Source organism: Bradyrhizobium sp. CER78, assembly GCF_029846235.1.
Lineage (GTDB): Bacteria > Pseudomonadota > Alphaproteobacteria > Rhizobiales > Xanthobacteraceae > Bradyrhizobium.
The window spans coordinates 110,578-129,482 of sequence record NZ_JARVWP010000011.1 but is presented as its reverse complement, the minus strand read 5'-3'; the positions used below and the strand labels follow the sequence as shown (position 1 = coordinate 129,482).

Sequence of the window (18,905 nt, the reverse complement as noted above, 5' to 3'; positions counted from 1 at the left end):
TATGCAGAAACTGTCATAGCCGGCCAATTCACTGTGGTGTTGCACCAAAACACCACTCCAAACTCACAGCGATTTGTCAGGCCTCAATGCGCTAGACCGGCGATGTGCCTCGGATGGCAACTCGCCGAACAGCCACCGGTAGCGGCCGGCAAACCTGCCGAACTCGGTAACGCCATGGGCTACCAGGATATCGACGAGCCTGCCGGCCGAACCCATGTGACGGATCTCATGGTAAACCAGATTTAACTGCCGCAGCTTCAGATAGTGCTTGGGCGAGAAGCCTAGATAGCGCTCGAAAGCGCGCAGCAAGGTTCGGTACTCCACCTTGGTAGCTTTTACGATATCCTTGATATGGATGATGCTTTCCGGATTTTTCCTCACGAACTCGAGGGCCTCCAGAACGATACGCTCGGACCCGATCGTGTATTTGTTGGGCAGCAGGGCTTCGCTTGCGCGATTGTCCCAGACGTAAGCAAGTTCATCCATCAAGGCGAGCTCCGTCTCCCAGGCGATCACCGGCCGGTCGGCGGGAGCAGAATCGGAGATAGAACGCAGAGCCTGCCTCGATGCTTCGATCAGACGCAATGCGATTCGTTCTGGCAACCGGACGAGATGTTTGGCCGTCCTCGGCGAAGCCTGGCTCGTGACCGCGGGAAGGATCTTCGTTGCAATACTCTCTTCCCGCGGCAACGACCACGCTACCCATTCGACGTGACCGGAACGAACAAAGGTGAAGTGACAACCCGGAGGCAAAATGACCAGGTCCGACGCTTGGCACCGCGTGCCATCGAGCAGGACGCGATCGTCGAAGTTGGACGACTGGATAATCAGGGTCGTAAAATTCAGGTCGGTGACGCCATGGACGATTCCCGGGCCGCCGTCTGCGCCGAATTGAAGAATCGCGCGACGCAATGCGAGATACCTCACGCCCCACCGGTGCGAGGACGGAGCGGACTTTAGAAATGTCACCCTCGCGCCCCGAATGGCGTCGGTGTATTCCCCGAAATCATTCAATTCTAAAGCACTCCGCCCGTCAGAGCGGCAATTCAAGCGAAGAAGATAGGATGAAAGTGTGCTGCTTCGACAAAACTGCACGAGCGGATCGGGTCCGCAGATGACCGATCCGCTCGCGGACGATCTACTTCATCTGAATGCCCATCAGCTCCCGCTCGGCTTTGAACACCACAGCAATGGCATCGATGATGCGTTTTTCGGGATTGGCCTTGCAGTAGACGATGACCTCGTGCTCCGCGATCTTGCCCTTACGCAGGTCGAGGAAATGCTTCTTGGCAAGGCCGTTGTACCACCCGCTGTACCAGGCCGTTAGCGCATCAGCGTCTTCCTGATAGGTCCCTGCGAGTTGCGCGCAGGTCAGCGTCTGGACGTCGATGAATCCATTCGCATCAACATAAGACGATAGCGGCACCTGGGCCCTGGCTGACGTCATGGCGACAACGAGCAGCGTAGCAGAAAGCAGCAATCTCGAACGCATTGGGACTCCATTCGTAAGTCGATCAGAGGTGGAGAGATTCCGGCGATCGAATTGTGAAACGCCGTCGGCTCGACCGGCATCCGAACTGAAACCGTCGGCTCGGATGCGCGATCAGGATCAAGGCAACACTACGAGATGGTCTGCACCGCGCAGACTGGCACGCAGCTTGTCGGGGCGACTGAGAATGCGGCTCCGCTCAGAATCGATAGTTGACGCCGGCGCGCACGATATTCAGGTCATCCGTGCTCACTCCGGTGCCGACGACTTTCGTGTAGAGATACTCGGCTTTCAGAGACCAGTTCGGCGTGAAGCCATATTCGAAGCCCAGGCCAGCCGAGATCCCCGGACGCCAGGACGAGCCCGAACACGGCAGGACGCCAAGCGTGCCGCAGGGCACGCCGGCAATGGTCGATGCATTGGCGCTCGACTTGACGAAGGCTCCGCCGCCGGTGACGTAGAGCAAGACGTTGTTCATGGCGACGCCGACCCGCGCCCTCGCCGTTGCAAGCGCGCTAATGCTCGACGAGGTGTTCAACGTGACGCCCTGTCCGAGACCGAAAATCCTGGGTGTTACTACGGACGAGCCGCTGATGTTGGCCCAGTCAATGTCACCTTCCAGACCGAGCACAACATATCCCTGCTGAATCTGCGCGCCCAGTGTACCGCCGATCATACCGCCGTTGATATCGAAACCGGCGCGATCGAACCTATTTGAGAACAGCACCAGCGGGTCCTGGTTACCCCAGCCATACCCAGCGTTGCCACCGACATAGAACCCCGTCCAGTTATAGACGGCGACAGCCGGAGCCGGCGCTTTGTAGGCGGGCGACGCCGGCAAATCCGCCGCAATCGCATAGCCGCCCATCATCCCCGAAGCCGCGATCGCAACTGCAAACTTACTAATCCTATTCATGGCCCCACCTGAGTGATTGAAGAATTTCGTGCTGCATCAAATCGCATCTGGCGCGCGCAACCCGCTATGCAGAATCTGACGCCTGCTTTCAAATTTTCCACCTGTGGCGCAGTTGCCGCAGCCGAAGCACCGCGCCACCGACGTTGACCACAGGCCTACCTTCGCGAATTGCCTCTTGGTGCAACGCGCGCGGGTTGACGAATATGCAAATTCTGACAGTCCGGTGACCTGTAGCGGCAGTCGGGTGCTCTGGCTTGGTTGAACTTTGCCGAACGCCATCATGGTCAGCAGCGTGCGAAATGCAGCGGCGTCTTCGGCGGATCATCGTCGCCAGCACGGGCAATTCCGCTGGAGCAGAAATCAAAACGGAGGACACAGCGAATGCAATTGCCGCGCGTTTGGCGCCCAACTTTTCAGTCGCGCGCAAGACGTATTCCTCGATCTTCGTGGAACGATATCGACAACACGCCTAAACGGCCTATGCAAAATGTGCCAATGCATAGGCCGCGGCATTGCAGTCGGCTCCTACGGCAGATCTGCCTCCTTGGCGTCCTCGAATGAGGCCGGCTCGACAAATGGCGGCTCGGACATTTCCGCAAGCCAATGGTGAATAAGCGTCGAGGGAATCGCCCGTCGCGGCGTGCAGGGATTGATGGTGCCCGCGGTCACGATGTATCCTTGCTCGAATTTCTCGCGCGCAAACCTCTGGGCATCGAGCTTGGTCGGAAAGCTCTCACTTTGTCTCGGACGTCGTTGCGCCGATGCTTTGCGCACCTTCTTCGGCACCTCAAACGAAACATACCATGTTTTCGACAGGTCAGTTGGCACCGGGTCTTCCGATTTGTTTTCCTGTTGGCTCGCCTATCTCCGCGCGCTCGCTCCCGCCAAGCGCTTTCTGCACCACGAACTGGAGCCGCGTCCCATCCCGTCACGCCAAAAAAGGTGTGGAGCTTCAATAGACCGGACGCAGCTGCAGGCCGGAAAGGCCGACGGTGACATCAATGGCAATTGATCCCTCTACGGAAACGGGCTGCAATGCAAATGACCGCCCCGAGCCACCGACAAGGACATTGACGCCGGCGCCTAGGCCGAGGCCGATATCGCCTGATGCCCCGACATATTCGCCGGCGAGAGCTCCGACCGGGGGGCCCGCCGTCGGAGCAAGAACCGCCCAAGCGAATGCGCCTCCGGCCGAAACGCCGATATCGATTCCGACGGTGTTGAGCGCGCCTTCATAGAGTTGAATCGGGAACGGCGGGTTTTGAGTAAAGCGACATGACATCGATTGATGGCCAAATATAATAAACCCGACACTAGGGTCGACCTTGCACGCCAGCATGCCGATCTGGGTCCAAGATGCCTGTTGGGCGCCCGCGGAAGACACAGAGCCAGACCATGCCCCAAAGGCGCAGAGGACAGCCAGAACCTGTGCGCGCATTCGCTTCCCGATCATCTCGCAAAACCTCGTTGATCGCGGGCAGGCGCTAGTCCCGAACCGCCTTCTGCTTTTCGTAGACGAGCATGCGCGGGGCCGACGAGACTATGCAAAATCGGCAGGCCGAACCCGCCGTGAGCGAAAAATCGCACCTCGGCGGCTGAACAACGGGGCGGCCCATAGCCGAGCCGCTTTACCCTTGCGCGCGTCCGCCCGGCGTAGGCGGGAACGACGAGGCTGGACAAACCAGTGGTTGCTCTGCCAAAAATTGCATAGTCGATCGTTGAAAGCGCGCGCTAGCCGATTTTCCAATCCGGGCATTTCACCCCGACTGCGCCTGAGATTCGGGACGCGCGTACCTGGTTAACGGAGAAAAGGATGCAGATGCTGATCGACACACCGACCGCCGCGCACCTGTCGCAGGTCATTTCGCAGGTGACGGCACCAGCATTTCTCCTTGGCGCAGTTGCAGCTTTCGTTTCGGTTTTGATCGGGCGGATGAACCGCATTGTCGACAGGCTACAGGCACTGCACGCTACAATCGACGTCGACATTTCCCCAACGCACCCCGACATGCCGCACCTCAGGCGCCGAGCGGTGCTTTTGAACAAGGCGATCGTTCTTTCGACGATCAGCGCGATTGTCACGTCGCTCCTGGTGATCCTGGCGTTCGTCTCCGCCTTCTTCCAGTTTCAGCATGAGTACGGGGTTGCCCTGCTCTTTGTCATTGCACTGAGCTTCTTCACCCTTTCGCTGGTGGATCTGGTCCGCGAGGCCCGCCTGTCGCTGCATGATCTCAGTCATCACAAACCAAGCCGAAGCCCGCGGCAAAATGACCCGTTTCAAAATTCAAACGTCTGAGCGCTCTATTTGTCCATCATTCCTCGTGATGGCCCAGACCAAGTCGGGAGCTGGATGCGCCAACATGAGACACGACTGCCCTTTTTCAAAAAATGACTTCATTGAACGGACGTTGTATGCGATAGGATTTCAACCTACATTTTAGAAGACGATGTTTCGTTCGAGCGATCTCTCTCAGGCATCCAAATGTTGCGGAGGTATCCGAAGTGTTTTGGGTTAGAAGGATGAGGATCGAGGATCCGCTGCTTTGCCCGAGTGCCGTTCAAGGAATGGAGACCAACGTATTTCCGACGAAGCGTGGCCAGCTCGATCTGAAGATTGAGCAGATTGGTTTGGATCGGCTTTGGATGAGCCGGTACGAGGTGAATCTGCCTCAAATCGCTAGATTTGCCGTTCGGCCCGGTCGCAGATCCATCAGCTTTCTGCCGCAGTTGGAAGGCCCCTCGATTCAGCACTGCGGCATGGACGTCGCGCCGGGCGATATCGTCATCGACAAGCTCGACGTGTTGCAGCACCAGCGCACCGGCGCCAACCATCGCTATTGTGGAATGTCGCTCCCCGAGGATGAACTGAGTGCAGCGCTGGCGACCGTCGTTGGAGCTGACTTTCTGGAAAAGCAGCTGGCAACGCGCGTGGTTCGGCCCCGCCCGGAGTTGATGTCGCGCCTATTGAAGATGCACCAAACCGTTGGCGAGTTAGCCCGTACGACGCCGGACGCTCTAGAATCGCCGGAGCTACGTCGAGGGTTCGAACAACAAATGTCTTATCTGATGGTTCGATGCCTTGCCGAAGGCGCCGGCGTCGAGACCACCGCTGGCAGGCGGCGCCACGATGCGATCATCGCGCGGCTCGAGCATTATCTAGCTGAAAACTCGGACCGTGCCATCTATCTGACCGAACTCTGCGCTGCGACCGACGTTTCCGAGCGAACGCTGCGATCGGCTTGCGAGGAACATCTCGGCATGGCTCCGATCCGCTATCTCACGATGCGAAGAATGTATCTGGTCCGGCGCGCGCTGCTGCGCGCTGACGCATCCAAGGCGACCGTCACCCATATCGTGACCAATTACGGGTTCTGGGAACTCGGGCGCTTCTCGGTCGCCTACCGCACGCTGTTTGGAGAGCTACCCTCGGAAACACTGCGACGGCCCGCGCAGGATCCCGATGTCCGCCTCATTCGGCCCACGACACTGCCAACCGAAGTCTTCGTGGGACGGCTTCACTAGTCGCAGCATTTGCTTTACCCGAGCGCGCAAATCGACCGGCCGATTGCACCAGCGCAGCTTCCGATCGAAATATCCTTCCGCTCTTTGAAGCGCCCTTTTGTCTCATGGCGCAGGAATTGCATAGTCGACCCCTGTCGATTGCCTGATGGTGCCTCATCGACGGGCCCCATGGGCATCAATGGTCGCAAGAGCCATCCGCCCGTCCGATGGGACGAGGGGATATGGCTGAACGCTCCATTTCAAGATTTGACGATCCCGGAGCCTGCGAAGCCGGCTTTGGCGATATCGGTGTCAATCTCACCATAACCGGTCCTGGGGATTTCGAAGCGGAGTTGCTGCGGCTGAAACTGGACCATCTCGTCGTCATGCGGCTACGCGAATTGCTGCCGCGCATTGCCTGCATTTCGCTTGCAGCCGACAAGGTCTTTTTGTCCTTTCCAGTTGGCCGGGTGAGCCTGGAATGCGACGGGCTGGCCTTCCAAAGCGACCAGATCGCCCTTCACGGCCCCGGCCAGCGGATGCATCAGCGATCGAACGGCAAATGCCAATGGGGCCTGATATCTTTACCCATGGAGCAGCTTGCAAAGAGTGGTGCGGCATTGACCGGCGAGCCAATCTTGCCCCCGCGCTCCACCAGACTACTTCGCCCTTCCCGTGCGGACTTGTCCCGTTTTCAGCAGCTGTTCCAACACGCCTGTCACCTGGCGGCTCCTGCAAACAAACTGATTGAGCAGCCCGAAGTGGCAAGGGCGCTCGAACAGGACACGATTCATGCCGTGATCCATTGCCTCACCGGCGACCGGACGGAAGACAGGTCCAGGCCCCGCTCCGACCACACAGCCTTGATGACCCGTTTCGAAGCAGCGCTGCGCAAATCCGTCAACCGGAAGATCACGTTGCCCGATCTTTGTGCCGAAATCGGCGTGGCCGAACGCACATTGCGGATGTGCTGTCACGAGATTCTCGGCGTAAGTCCGATGCGATACCTCCTGTTGCGCAGGCTGAATAAGGCTCGCGCCGCGCTACGGCACGCCGATGCCTCCAGCGCGAGCGTCGCCAGCATCGCGCGGGAGCATCAATTCTTCGAGCTCGGACGCTTTGCTGCGACGTACCGTGCTGCTTTCGGAGAAGCGCCGCTGACGACGCTTCAGCGCAAGGCTTAGCTGTGTTCCGGAGAGCTGCTCGAGGACAACAGGCGGAGCGCGAGGACGAATTGTCCGAGATGGACAACTGGGGTGATCACGGAAACAACGATTGGCGGGTTGGGCCAGAAGTCAGATCTTCGACCGGCTTTGGCCCACCCCGACGCAGCTAGTCGCGACGACGAGAGCGGGTGACGAGTTGGTCCAGCGATCCTCGCTATTGGCTGATCGCGTTGCGGACGCCATGCCAGATTTGGTCCTTCAGCGCGATCAGCGCCGGCGGCGACAGCGTGGGCGCCGGCTGGGCTTGCCTGATGCCCTCGACCACGAGGGTGGCAACATCGATCTCGCCGTCCGTATAGTAGGGATCGCCTTCGCCATTTCGGCCAAAGAGTGTCGGACCCGTTCCAGAAATCTGGAAGAAGTATTGAACCATGCCGGCGTCACGCAGATCGCGCATCAACCCGTCACGCTCGGCATCGACATCGGGAGCAATGTGATGCGTCACCTGCCCGGTGTCATGGCTCAAGCCGACCCCGCGGTCGAAGGTTACTGAACCGAGCCAAACCGGACGGCCTTCCGTTCCCTTGTCGAGGACTTGCCAAAAGCGGACGTGGTGCCGTCGGTCGGCACTATTGCCCTCGGGCTTCTCGAAGGCGAGTTGTTCCTTCTTTCCTTCGTAGTAGAGCGGACTGACGGGCGCGTCGTGATATGGCCGATCAAGCACCACGCTGCCAACGATCTCGATGCTTGTCCGTAACGTGATCGGATCGGCCGGATACCAGCCGGCAGAGTGCATCGCGCGAAGGACGTCGTTCCTGCTGCCAACAAGTCCGACATTGAGCGCATCGCCTGGAATACCGTCACCGGTACGCGTGACCATGGGCAGGCCGGCAACGCCCGGCTCGCGCTCGTGATGGCTCCATAACGCAGGCAGCACGATATAGGCCAGCAGGAGGTAGGCGATCAGCGCGCCGCCCACAAGAATGATCCACCGTCGTCGCCTGCCTGCAATCTGCGTCATGTATCGCCACCACCGCCCAGTCGGTTGCGATAGCTCGTTCTGCAGCCTCCGGCCGGGGGACGCTCGTGCCTCAACTGGCGGACGACCCCTTGTTGCTGGTGGATGCGATCAGCAGGGATCCTTACAGGTCCGCAAACCCTGCCGGCATCTTGCCGGCAAGGTCGTTCCTGCTGCCAGTCCTCGCCGAATCGGCGCTCTGCCAAGCTTACCAGTAAGCCCTTCGATAGGAGCGTCGACCGACGCCGGCGAATGACATCGGTGTCAATGGCCGCCCGATGATGTCGATGAACACCGATACGTCGTTGGCTTTCACTGGAACCTCACCCTTGAGAACCTTGATCGTGTAGCTAAGATCGTCACCGTTCAGCGCCGGCTCTTGCAGTTCGGCTATGATTTGCGTGAGTGCTCCGTTTTCGAGCAACGAAATATCTGCGTTGGGCGGATCTGATTTGAAGCTATCCTTTCCTTCGCTCCAGAAGGGAATGAATGCCGCAGTCTTCATATTGCCCGCAATCCGTTCAGGACGATCGGTAAAGTAAACCGTTATCGGACTTATGCCGGTCAGCGTCAGCTTGCTCGAACCCTTGTCGAAAGTCATGCCTTTCGAGGTCTGAACAAACAGAAACTCACCCATCTTGGGCGCTTCTCCCGCGGCCCTGGCGCGATTCCATTTTGTCGAGGCCAGCGCCGACGTGGCCACCGCCGCGCCGGCGAGAAATTTACGTCTCGTGGCCATGATATCCTCCTTGCGATCTGAAAAACGACTGATAGCTCACGACCTGACCGAATTTGGTCGGACGACGCCCATGAGGTCGATGCTCGGTTGATGCGCTACAAACCATGCAAAGGATAAACGTGGTTCGCAGTGATGACTATGCAGTTTCAGACCTGCGCTCGGCGGCGTGGACGAACTCTCTCAGTGCTTCCTATGTACGGTCAGACAATAACCGTCCTCGACGAGCCTGCACGACGACGGCCAGGCGCGGATTGATCCACCACGTTAGCCTTCGACATCTTTCAACGTAACCGTAGTCCAAAGTGTCAGATTTTGCATAGGCCAGCGCTCTGCCAGCTGGTATTGCTGAAGGGGACATCCTCCTGACCAGCCCAGCGCAAGGATTGAGCGTCGATGCCGGCACCATCACCGATCTGACGCAGTCACTGGTCGACATGCACCAGCCTCCTGCCGGCGCTCGGCCTCGCGTAAGGTTTGGGCTTGATGGGATTCTCGCGGTGGACGAAAGCCGCGCCGGCGCCGCCAGGTCATCGCCACCTCGCAGAGTTATTGGACCATGTTGCGCTCTCTGATCCTGACGGCACTAGCATTGACCTGCGGCGCGTGCGCCAGCCCCCCCGACAAGATGATGACGCCGGTCGACGTCACCGCGGACGGCGCGACGCAAGTGCCGATTCTTGTGGCGACGACCAGGCAGGCTGTCCCCGACAACCCGGGAATGATGTTCAGCGGTGAACGCGCGAGCAAGGTTTCCTACGCCACCGTCACAATCTCGATTCCGCCGGATGCGGCGCGGACGGTCGGGCAGGTCCAATGGCCGGCATCAGCGCCGGGAAATCCCCAGCGCGAATTCGTGACGACGGCCGCGAGTTACATCGACAAGGTAGAGTTCAGCTCAGCAATCGCCCGGGCGACGCAGGCCGGCCCAAGAAGGGTTCTCGTCTTCGTCCACGGATTCAACAACCGGTTCGACGAAGCCGTGTTCCGGTTTGCGCAGATCGTCCACGACTCGAAGTCGCAGGCTGTCCCAGTTCTCTTTACATGGCCATCCCGTGGCGAAGTGGCATTGTCTGCCTACACCTATGACCGCGAGAGCGCCAACTATTCGCGCGATGCGTTGGAACAATTGCTGGCGACGCTCTCACGGGATCCCAACGTGGCTGAGATCAACATCGTCGCGCACTCCATGGGCAACTGGGTCACGCTGGAGGCATTGAGGGCCCGCTCCATTGAAATGGCAGCGGTGACGAACCGCGATCGCTCCAACAAGTTGAAAAACGCGCTCCTCGTTGCCCCGGACATCGACGTCGATGTCTTTCGCAGCGAAATCCAGCGGATGGGTCCATATCGGCCACGCATCGAGTTGTTCGTATCACGCGATGACACGGCACTCGACGTCTCGAAAATCATCTGGGGCGGCATTCCGCGGATGGGCGACGTGAACGTCCACGAAGAGCCGTACCGCAGCGCGCTCGCGCGCGACAATATCGCCGTGTTCGATCTCACCAAGCTGAGGACATCCGGCGACAATGCGCATAGCCGGGCCTTTGACGACATCACCGATGTTATGACGATGATCGAGCAAAGACTGCCGGACGAGCAACGATCAGCTTCGGCTCAGGTAAAGCACAGATAGCACCAGGTCTGGCAAGACAACTCAATAGATCTCGTCGCGAACGCGTAGTCGGGATTGATGAGCACGAGATCCGCCTGCGCGTTCAAACGGAGATTCAGATCGGCCTTCACCCGTGGGCAGGGAATCTGCCAACCTGGATCTCGCTGGCGGCCGCTTTAGTGCAGAAAGCGTTCCCGCTGGTGTGATAACAAACTTCCGCCATCGACCGGCCGGGGACCTGAGGGGTCGCTGCGGGGCTGCTGAAACGGCCGGAAAGTCAATAAGAAACGCTACCTTCGTCGCGTGGACGGTCGCGGATGATAGTGACGTCATGACAATCGCCATGGCCATGACGGAGGCTCTAAATGGAAGCCGGGTCCGCGCCTTGTTGTCCCCCCGCCTATAGGCGGCTGCTCTTGCCAGGGATCAACAAGGCACATCACACCCAATTTTGCGCGCATCGAAGCAATTTGTGCCGCCCGCATGATCGAGCAGCGGCGCAACGCAAGCCGGAAGGCTTGGCCCGTGCCGGCCCACTCGAGGGCCGGCACGAGTTCAAGTTCTTTTTCAACTGACCTTCTTGGCGGGGGGAACCGTCCATGTGCCGTTGATGATCGACGGATCGGCTTCTTGCGGCCAGTACATGCGCAGCATGAGGATGAAATCTCCTTCAGGCGCGGGAAGCCAGTTCGACTCCTTGTCCTTACCAGGGGAGTCCTTCTGGAGGTAGAGGTCGGTTGAGCCATCCGGATTTTGCTTCAGGTCTTGCCGCGCACTGATCGAGTAGCGATTGAGCGGATTGTTCACAAAAAAGTAGCCGCTGTTGTACATCGTGAGCGACCAGAAGCCTTCCGCCGGGGGCAGATGCCCCTTGGGAAATCGCATGACGTACTTGTTTGCGCCATTGTACTTGCGGCCATCCGCGTCCTTTTGCGAGGTCGGATAGACCGCATCCTGCGGACGATTGGCGCCGAGCCCGATCGCGGTGATAAGGGCCCGCATCAGATAGTCGGTGCCGTAGATGCCGGTTCTGGTCGTGAAGTCAAAGCCGTTCTCGTTCTTGACGGCCTTGTTGACCTTGAACTGGATCATGATCCTGTCGAACGACACCTCCGGTACACGCTTAATGAAGTCCGCCTTGAGCTTGCTCTCGTCAAAATCCTGTCCGGGGACGATGCCGATGCGGGCAAATTTGGCAAGCTGTGGGGCGTCCGCTTCATTTGGCGGATTGGTTTTCATGAGCTCGCAGAGCAGCTTGAAATACGACACCGTGTCCATGCGATTGACCTGTTCGCGGACAGCCGTCTTCATGTCGATCGAGGGATCGACCTTGCCCGCAGGTGGTGTGTACGGCTTGCCATATTCGCTGAGCGGAACGAGCTTGCACTCGTCCTGCAGCTTGTGGACGGCGGCGTAGTCCTCCGGCGTGCCGGTGCAATAGATGCGGCCAAGCAACCACACGATGTTGGTCTGCGACCTGTACTCCTTCACGCCATCTGGCAGTGTGCCTTTCCAGCCAGGACCGGTGATCGCGTAGGTCTGTGCTCCGGTGCCGGTGGTACGCTTGCCCGGCACTTGGAACACCGTAGTCCAGCCGTCCAGCATCGGCATCAGGAAATAACGCCCCTTCATGTCCGGGATGCTGAGGACCCACGGTTCTTTCCCGACATCAAAAAAGGAAGTCGTGTAGAGCGTGTCCGCGTTCGGTGCCGTGACGTCCTTGAATGAGGCATCCGGATATTGGCGCATCTTGATGATCTGCCCCATCGGCGCCTTCGTTTCCGCGGGCTCGGCGACGTTGGTGAGAACCCGGCGGGTCATCTCCATCGTCACCAACGGATAGCCGAAAACGTAGGCGTCGCTCGCGAGCCAAAAATCCTCGAGGCCCTCCCTCACGCCAAAGAAGGAATCCTGCGCAAGGGCTGATCGTGTTGCAGCCGCACCTGCCAGCAGGCCCATGCCTCCCAACGCAAGATTACGACGAGTGATCTCCATTTTGTTCTCCTGATACCTGATGAAACAACTTCAAACGATTGGCGAGTGGCGACGATACAACTTCCAGTATCCTACCGCAAAAGCTCGTGCTTCATCGGCGCCCACGAGCTCTGGGTCGATCGCCTTTGCATCAAATGCCTCCCCTGCCATGTTGAGCGAGCTGGCATACGAGCCACTCCTCGTCGCCTTACCAACTTACGGAGAACTTGGCGGCCCGCTATGCAAATTCGGCAAGCGCGAGCTATGGTCGCGGACCAATGGACGCAGGATCGGTTTCGGTGCGACCGCGAGGGGCTTTTCACGGCACGCGGCCAACGGCCCCTCACCCTTTTGCCGAAACTGCATAGCCGATCGGGAGAAAATTGGCGCTTATAACTTCTTCCATTGCGCGTTCGCCCCGACGCTTGGGGGAGCGAAGGCGCGCTTGGCCGGTTCGCGAGGACACCACTCAATGAAGGCATTCAATGCAGATTTATACCCCGTCGGCCGCCCACCTGTCGCAGGTCACTTCGCGGGTGACCGTGCGCGGGGCGCGCCTCTCGCTGCATGGGTTCACACATCATGAGCAAAGCCAGAGTCGGTTCGCGGCGTTGAATGGGGCTTGATATCCCTCTCACCTCGAGCAACTCGCAGACAGCGATATGGTATTGACCGGACAGCAGATCGTCCCGGCCTGCGGCAGGTTGCTCCGCCCCTTGGGCATCGACCTTCCCGCATCAAACGTCTCTTCAAGCAAGTCTGCCGTCTGGCGGACCCTGGAAACAAGCACATCGAGCAACTGAGGCGGCAGCGCTCGAACGGCTTCATGCCGTGATCCATTGGCTGACCCGCGCGACAGAACGGAATACAACTCAGAGACAAGACACGACTGCGCCAGAGAAGCGCCGTTGATGACGCTTCAGCGCAAGGCTTAGCTTTAGTCGGGGGATTGATCGATGACCGCCATCAAACTACCAGCCTGGCTTCGTATTGTGATGGTGGGCGGCGCATTGCTGCTGACCATTGGCGCGGGGCTGTTCGCCTATTTCTGGTACGTTCGGCCGGTCACGTTTACCGTCGCGGTTGGATCGCTTGACGGTGAGGCCGATACGGTCTTGTCCGCCATCGCCAGTCGCCTGACCGCCACGTCGGCACCAGTGAGACTGCGGATCGTCAATCAGTCGAGCGCCCTCGAGGCCGCCAACGCCTTTTCTTCGAGCAAGGTCGACCTCGCCGTCGTCCGTGGCGATGTCGGTGACCTGTCGCAGGCCCAGGCAATCCTCGTGCTTGCGCACGCGGTCGCTCTGATAGTGGCCCCTCCCGGCTCGCCGCTGAGCGACGTGGCGAGCTTGAAAGGCCGTCGCGTTGGCGTGGTCGGCGGACAGATCAACAGGGCCGTCGTTGACGCACTGCGTCAGCAATATGACCTCGACCGCGCAAACGTGAAGTTCAAGGATGTCTCGTTGCCTGAGGCGCGCCGGGCAGTCGAATCCAAGAGCGTGGACGCCCTTCTGCTCGTCATTCCCCTGACTCCAAAATACCTGTCGCTGGCACGCAGCCTCTTCCCGCAGAACTCGAAATCCCTGCCGGTGCTCATTCCCATTGAAGCCGCCGGCGCGGTTGCGGAAAGTCATCGAGCCTACGAAAGCTTCGACGTGCCGAAAGGTACGCTCAGAGGTTCGCCGGCAGTCCCCGATGACGACCTGACGACACTGCGGGTGTCTTTCTACCTGGTCGCGCAGAAAAAGCTCAATCGCGACACCATATCCGATCTGACACGATCGCTTCTCGCCGCGCGCCGTGACCTCATCGGCGAACTGCCGATCCTGGCGCAGGTCACCGCCCCTGATACGGATCCGGACGCCTTCCTGCCAGTCCACGCTGGTGCAGCGGAATATTTCAACGGCACCCAAGAGAGCTTCTTGGACGAATGGAGCAATGCGATCTACCTGACTCCGATGATCCTTGGCGGACTGGCTTCCGTCCTCGCCGCGGCCTGGAGGTTTATCGGCTTGCGGACGTCGAAGCCGGATGCATCGGCGCTCGACGCGCTCTATGCCCTGGCTCGCCGGGTTCGCAAGGCTCAGCGCGAGGATGAACTATCCGACATCGAGGACCGGATTGATGACATCTTGAGCGACCAGCGTCTCAAGATCGCGAACGGGGACGACGATGCGGCCGACATGGCCACGTTGAACGTTGCAGCGAACAGGGTCGAAGGTCTGATTCATGCCCGCCGAGCCACGCTGAAACCGTCTTAATCGGACGGTGGCTGAGACTGCTGGCTCGGGAATAGCCGCGGCGATATGCGGTACTTCAGATGCTCTGATCGGATTCAGTGAGCAAATGGCCGGCCGCATCCAAGCGAACTTCCGCAACCCCTATAGCTCGCGTACCTGGCCAAATTCTTCAAACCGTCTAGCGAACATTTGGTGACGGACGAAAACATGTGCTCGCACTGAGTTCTTCTCGGCTTGACCCGAATGTATGGTCCGGACGTGCGCTGCAAGAGTGCTGTGCTAGTGAGGCCGTCCCACGATGACTTCGGCCGGCAGCGTTGCGGGACGAATGAGATGAAGATCGGGATCCTACCGGCGAAACCGTGAACACGTTGGGCGGGCGCACACGATGCACAAAGCGGCTCGGCTGTGGGCCCTTAGCCGTGATTCAGCCGTCGAGAGGGCGATTTGTTCGCTCACGGCTCGGGGCGGCGTGCGGATTTTGCATAGTCTCATCGGCTCGCGCATGCTCCTGTACCAAGCATAGAAGGCGATCCAGGGGGCTACCTCCAGACGGCGGGGTTCGAGTAGGTAGACCGCTCGGCCCGAAACGCTACATTGCTAAACCCACAATTTTCCTACCGGAGGGCTGGCCAGCTCTCGCGGCGCACGCGGTTGGCAATCTGTCAAAGCCACCACCCGTACGCGGTTCATCGCCGGCTTTGCAAGCGCGAAACGAGCGCCGGGAATAGCAGCGTTCCTGGCGCAATAGCCCCACTGCGGAACGAAACGGTGTAAGGCTCGCGCAGCAGTCACAAGAATATCTGCAAGCGGATCGGCCGCAAGGCAATACCTCCTATATCCGGGCATTACTACTGACAGTAAGCAATCATAGAAATCGTAGTTCGCGCAGAAAATTGAGCGGCCCGAAGATAGGTGACATTTCGTACCGGACACTTGGGTACACTTTCCGCTTTTGTTCCTGCGGGAAGTGTGGATGCCGTGGCGTTGGATCGCTGCATTCAGGCGGTTGACTGGCGAGACCCCTACTGATCGGCGACGGCGAGCGCGTTAACAGCAATTGCTCTTCAGCCACGTCAATCGCTCTTGGGCCGTTCCCTACCCGCTCCGCTAATTGATGCTGTGCCCACGCCAGCCAAACGGAGAGGAACATATGACCTGGCAACATTCCATGAGCCAACTTCCCGGCACTTCGCGCCGGAGGATTCTCACCACCGCGCTCGCGTGCGCGTGCTCGCTGACCCTGCGCTCCACATCGGCCGCTGGCACAGAACGCTCGGCCAACCCAACCGACAAGCCCAGTCTCTCTTCAGTTACTACACGAGACGGCGTTCAGATCTTCTACAAGGATTGGGGACCGAAATCGGCTCAGCCGATCGTCTTTCACCATGGTTGGCCGCTTTGCTCCGACGACTGGGAAAATCAGATGCTCTTCTTCCTGGGCAACGGTTACCGGGTCATCGCTCACGATCGCCGAGGTCACGGCAGGTCGAGCCAAACGAGCGACGGCCATGACATGGATCACTACGCGGCTGACGCCGCGGCCGTTGTCGAGCATCTCGACCTTCGCAATGCGATTCACGTTGGCCATTCGACGGGTGGCGGCGAGGCCGCGCGCTATGTCGCGCGCCACGGTAAGGATCGTGTAGCGAAGCTGGTCCTGATCGGTGCAGTACCGCCCCTCATGCTGAAGACCGAAGCCAATCCGAATGGCTTGCCGATCGACGTGCTCGATGGCCTGCGCAAGCAACTTGCTGCGAACCGCTCACAATTCTATTTCGATTTCGCAAGCGGCCCCTTCTATGGCTACAACCGCCCGGGCGCGGAGGCCTCACAAGCTGTCATCTGGAACTGGTGGCGCCAAGGCATGACCGGTAGCGCCAAGGCGCACTATGACGGCATCAAGGCCTTCTCGGAAACGGACTTCACCGAAGATCTGAAGAACATCACCGTTCCCACGCTAATCCAACACGGTGGCGACGATCAAATCGTCCCCGTCGCCGACTCCGCGCTTCTGTCGGCGAAGCTGCTCCGCCACAGCACTCTGAAGATATACGACCTTCTGCCGCACGGCATGTGCACGACACACGCCGACATCATCAACGCGGACCTGCTTGCATTCATCTCCGCCTAGTCATTTCAAACGCCTTCTTCCACTAATCAACTGGAGCAGATCACATGCGTCTCGTCATCATTGGCGCCGGCTTCGCCGGCATGTACGCCGCACTTTCCGCCGCTCGCCTTCGCGATATTCAGGGCGTTTCACCCGAAGAGCTTGAAATTGCGCTGGTTGCGCCTGAGCCGACGCTGGTGGTCCGGCCGCGGCTCTACGAACCGAAGCCCGAGACCCTGACGGCGCCACTTCAGGACGTTCTGAAAGCGATCGATGTCGTCTACGTGCAAGGCAGTGTCGAAACTGTCGATACGAAGTCCCGCTCGGTGCAGATTGTTACCGCTAAAGGTGCGAAGAAGAGCCTCTCCTACGATCGACTGATTGTTGCCACCGGTAGTCGCCTGTTCCGGCCCAATATCCCCGGCCTCGCCGACCATGCCTTCAGTGTCGACGGGCTGAACGACGCGATCGCGCTCGACCGGCATTTGCACCAACTGGCGAGTTTGCCGATATCGGAGATGCGCGACACGGTCGTCGTTGCCGGCGGCGGTTTCACCGGCATCGAGGCGGCGACCGAGATGCCGTCGCGTCTCCGAGCGATCCTCGGGAAGGACGCCAAGCCGCGTGTCATCATTGTCGATCGTAGTGAGGCAATCGCCCCCGACATGGGCGCCGGTCCCCGCCCCCTCATCGAGGCCGCGCTCCGCGACGTCGGCGTGGAGACACGGCTAGGCGCGAGCGTCGCGTCGCTGGACAAATCTGGCGTCACGCTTTCCAACGGCGAGCATATCGAAAGTGCGACCGTGATTTGGGCAGCCGGCATGCGCGCTGCCCCGCTGACGGCGCAGATCCCTGCCGAGCGCGACAGTTTCGGCCGGCTTCTTGTCGATCGCGACCTGCGCGTGCTGTCGGTGGACGGTGTGTTCGCCACCGGCGATGCCGCTAGAGCCGCATGCGATGATGTCGGCAACTATTCGCTGATGTCCTGCCAGCACGCGACGCGGATGGGTGCGTTTGCGGGCAACAATGCTGCCGCCGAACTCTTGGGCATCGCGACCAGACGATATCATCAGAAGGCATATGTCACTTGCCTCGACCTGGGAGAAGCCGGCGCGCTGTTCACGCGCGGTTGGGAGCGCAAAGTCGAGATGGTCGGCGAGCAGGCCAAGAAGACCAAGCGGGAGATCAACACCGTCTGGATCTACCCTCCGCGGGCAGAACGCGCCGCTGCGCTCGCATCGGCCGATCCGGAGCATGTCTCGGAAGTCTAGACGTCTCGTCCTGTCAAGCCGCGCTCCACGCAGGAGCGCGGCCGCACATGATCGACAAACCTGGAGCTTACCACCGTGAAATATGAGACCGTGCGCGCGTCGTCGTTTGCGATGCCACTGACCAGTCCGGCCTTTCCTCCCGGCCCCTACCACTTCGTCAATCGCGAATACTTCATCATTCAATACCGGACTGATCCCGAGGCGCTGCGCCGTGTGGTCCCGGAGCCTCTGGAACTGACCGAACCGGTCGTAAATTACGAGTTCATCCGCATGCCTGACTCAACGGGCTTCGGCGACTACACCGAGAGCGGCCAAGTCATTCCCGTATCCTACAAGGGCCAACTCGGTGGCTTTACCCATCAGATGTTCCTCAACGATCATCCGCCGATCGCGGGTGGGCGCGAGCTTTGGGGGTTTCCCAAGAAGCTGGCACAGCCAAAGCTCGAGGTCGAGATCGACACGCTGGTCGGCACCTTGAACTATGGCTCGGTCCGGATCGCCACTGGCACCATGGGCTACAAGCACCGAGCCCTCGACACCGCGGTCGAAGCCAGCAAGCTTGCTGCACCCAATTTCCTGCTCAAGATCATTCCGCATGTCGACGGCACGCCGCGCATCTGCGAGCTGGTGCGCTTCCATCTCGAAGACATCACCGTGAAGGGCGCATGGACCGGGCCGTCCGCCCTCGACCTGTACTCACATGCCTTGGCACCCGTTGCCGAACTGCCGGTGCTTCAGGTTCTGTCGGCAAAGCACCTCGTTGCAGACCTGACGCTCGGGCTGGGCAGCGTGGTCCACGACTATCTTGCGACCGGCCAGACAGAGCCGCCCGAGGGTCGATCGCAAAAGCCTTAACGGAAACA

Annotated in this window: 16 protein-coding genes; 8 read left to right on the top strand and 8 right to left on the bottom strand. The window is 59.6% G+C overall.

What is annotated here, in order from left to right; genetic code table 11:
• Nucleotides 1-63: 63 nt before the first annotated feature.
• The 5 genes from QDT69_RS23630 to QDT69_RS23610 all read right to left on the bottom strand — a co-directional run bounded on the left by QDT69_RS23630 (nt 64) and on the right by QDT69_RS23610 (nt 3,843).
• The gene (locus tag QDT69_RS23630; RefSeq protein WP_279708885.1) at nt 64-927 is read right to left on the bottom strand and encodes a helix-turn-helix domain-containing protein; all 864 of its coding nucleotides are present in this window, start codon (nt 925-927) and stop codon (nt 64-66) included.
• A 211-nt stretch (nt 928-1,138) separates the two neighbouring features.
• Nucleotides 1,139-1,492: an HdeA/HdeB family chaperone gene (locus QDT69_RS23625; RefSeq protein ID WP_279708884.1), complete on the bottom strand. Its 354-nt coding sequence runs from the start codon at nt 1,490-1,492 to the stop codon at nt 1,139-1,141.
• A gap of 196 nt (nt 1,493-1,688) precedes the next feature.
• Complete coding sequence (locus QDT69_RS23620) at nt 1,689-2,360, bottom strand: outer membrane beta-barrel protein (protein WP_050423712.1); 672 nt, start codon at nt 2,358-2,360, stop codon at nt 1,689-1,691.
• 570 nt (nt 2,361-2,930) lie between these two features.
• Nucleotides 2,931-3,233: a hypothetical protein gene (locus QDT69_RS23615; protein ID WP_279708883.1), complete on the bottom strand. Its 303-nt coding sequence runs from the start codon at nt 3,231-3,233 to the stop codon at nt 2,931-2,933.
• 124 nt (nt 3,234-3,357) lie between these two features.
• A complete protein-coding gene (locus QDT69_RS23610; RefSeq protein WP_279708882.1) occupies nt 3,358-3,843 on the bottom strand; it encodes a DUF992 domain-containing protein in 486 nt (161 codons plus the stop codon).
• Between the two features lie 375 nt (nt 3,844-4,218).
• On the opposite strand from QDT69_RS23610, the gene QDT69_RS23605 reads away from it, so the two are divergent.
• From QDT69_RS23605 to QDT69_RS23595, 3 genes are all read left to right on the top strand, one after another.
• Complete coding sequence (locus QDT69_RS23605) at nt 4,219-4,701, top strand: DUF2721 domain-containing protein (protein ID WP_279708881.1); 483 nt, start codon at nt 4,219-4,221, stop codon at nt 4,699-4,701.
• Nucleotides 4,702-4,925: 224 nt separating this feature from the next.
• On the top strand, nt 4,926-5,927 hold the full coding sequence (locus QDT69_RS23600; RefSeq protein ID WP_279708880.1) for a helix-turn-helix domain-containing protein: 1,002 nt from the start codon (nt 4,926-4,928) through the stop codon (nt 5,925-5,927).
• Nucleotides 5,928-6,148: 221 nt separating this feature from the next.
• On the top strand, nt 6,149-7,090 hold the full coding sequence (locus tag QDT69_RS23595) for a helix-turn-helix domain-containing protein (RefSeq protein WP_279708879.1): 942 nt from the start codon (nt 6,149-6,151) through the stop codon (nt 7,088-7,090).
• Nucleotides 7,091-7,286: 196 nt separating this feature from the next.
• Here QDT69_RS23595 and QDT69_RS23590 read toward each other — a convergent pair whose 3' ends face one another.
• Both QDT69_RS23590 and QDT69_RS23585 read right to left on the bottom strand, forming a co-directional pair.
• Nucleotides 7,287-8,093 carry an LssY C-terminal domain-containing protein gene (locus QDT69_RS23590; protein WP_279708878.1) on the bottom strand — a complete coding sequence of 269 codons (807 nt, stop codon included), beginning with the start codon at nt 8,091-8,093 and terminating at the stop codon, nt 7,287-7,289.
• Nucleotides 8,094-8,298: 205 nt separating this feature from the next.
• Entirely contained in the window at nt 8,299-8,829 is a 531-nt protein-coding gene (locus tag QDT69_RS23585) for a hypothetical protein (protein ID WP_279708877.1), read from the bottom strand.
• Between the two features lie 556 nt (nt 8,830-9,385).
• On the opposite strand from QDT69_RS23585, the gene QDT69_RS23580 reads away from it, so the two are divergent.
• Nucleotides 9,386-10,465 (top strand): alpha/beta hydrolase, encoded by a 1,080-nt coding sequence (locus QDT69_RS23580; RefSeq protein WP_279708876.1) that lies wholly within the window; start codon nt 9,386-9,388, stop codon nt 10,463-10,465.
• 546 nt (nt 10,466-11,011) lie between these two features.
• Here the strand turns inward: QDT69_RS23580 and QDT69_RS23575 are convergent.
• Nucleotides 11,012-12,439: a DUF1254 domain-containing protein gene (locus tag QDT69_RS23575; protein ID WP_279708875.1), complete on the bottom strand. Its 1,428-nt coding sequence runs from the start codon at nt 12,437-12,439 to the stop codon at nt 11,012-11,014.
• Between the two features lie 935 nt (nt 12,440-13,374).
• On the opposite strand from QDT69_RS23575, the gene QDT69_RS23570 reads away from it, so the two are divergent.
• From QDT69_RS23570 to QDT69_RS23555, 4 genes are all read left to right on the top strand, one after another.
• Nucleotides 13,375-14,679 carry a TAXI family TRAP transporter solute-binding subunit gene (locus QDT69_RS23570; RefSeq protein ID WP_279708874.1) on the top strand — a complete coding sequence of 435 codons (1,305 nt, stop codon included), beginning with the start codon at nt 13,375-13,377 and terminating at the stop codon, nt 14,677-14,679.
• 1,132 nt (nt 14,680-15,811) lie between these two features.
• Nucleotides 15,812-16,792, top strand: coding sequence for an alpha/beta hydrolase (locus tag QDT69_RS23565; RefSeq protein ID WP_279708873.1), 981 nt, complete (start codon nt 15,812-15,814; stop codon nt 16,790-16,792).
• 44 nt (nt 16,793-16,836) lie between these two features.
• Nucleotides 16,837-18,042: an NAD(P)/FAD-dependent oxidoreductase gene (locus QDT69_RS23560; protein ID WP_279708872.1), complete on the top strand. Its 1,206-nt coding sequence runs from the start codon at nt 16,837-16,839 to the stop codon at nt 18,040-18,042.
• Between the two features lie 75 nt (nt 18,043-18,117).
• Complete coding sequence (locus QDT69_RS23555) at nt 18,118-18,897, top strand: acetoacetate decarboxylase (protein WP_279708871.1); 780 nt, start codon at nt 18,118-18,120, stop codon at nt 18,895-18,897.
• The last annotated feature ends 8 nt before the right edge of the window (nt 18,898-18,905 follow it).

Coding starts and splice junctions, on each gene's coding strand:
- QDT69_RS23625 (WP_279708884.1), bottom strand. CDS start 1,492: ATGCGTTCGAGATTGCTGCTTTCTGCTACGCTGCTCGTTGTCGCCATG.
- QDT69_RS23560 (WP_279708872.1), top strand. CDS start 16,837: ATGCGTCTCGTCATCATTGGCGCCGGCTTCGCCGGCATGTACGCCGCA.
- QDT69_RS23610 (WP_279708882.1), bottom strand. CDS start 3,843: ATGCGCGCACAGGTTCTGGCTGTCCTCTGCGCCTTTGGGGCATGGTCT.
- QDT69_RS23570 (WP_279708874.1), top strand. CDS start 13,375: ATGACCGCCATCAAACTACCAGCCTGGCTTCGTATTGTGATGGTGGGC.
- QDT69_RS23590 (WP_279708878.1), bottom strand. CDS start 8,093: ATGACGCAGATTGCAGGCAGGCGACGACGGTGGATCATTCTTGTGGGC.
- QDT69_RS23580 (WP_279708876.1), top strand. CDS start 9,386: ATGTTGCGCTCTCTGATCCTGACGGCACTAGCATTGACCTGCGGCGCG.
- QDT69_RS23595 (WP_279708879.1), top strand. CDS start 6,149: ATGGCTGAACGCTCCATTTCAAGATTTGACGATCCCGGAGCCTGCGAA.
- QDT69_RS23575 (WP_279708875.1), bottom strand. CDS start 12,439: ATGGAGATCACTCGTCGTAATCTTGCGTTGGGAGGCATGGGCCTGCTG.
- QDT69_RS23600 (WP_279708880.1), top strand. CDS start 4,926: ATGAGGATCGAGGATCCGCTGCTTTGCCCGAGTGCCGTTCAAGGAATG.
- QDT69_RS23565 (WP_279708873.1), top strand. CDS start 15,812: ATGACCTGGCAACATTCCATGAGCCAACTTCCCGGCACTTCGCGCCGG.
- QDT69_RS23620 (WP_050423712.1), bottom strand. CDS start 2,360: ATGATGGGCGGCTATGCGATTGCGGCGGATTTGCCGGCGTCGCCCGCC.
- QDT69_RS23585 (WP_279708877.1), bottom strand. CDS start 8,829: ATGGCCACGAGACGTAAATTTCTCGCCGGCGCGGCGGTGGCCACGTCG.
- QDT69_RS23605 (WP_279708881.1), top strand. CDS start 4,219: ATGCAGATGCTGATCGACACACCGACCGCCGCGCACCTGTCGCAGGTC.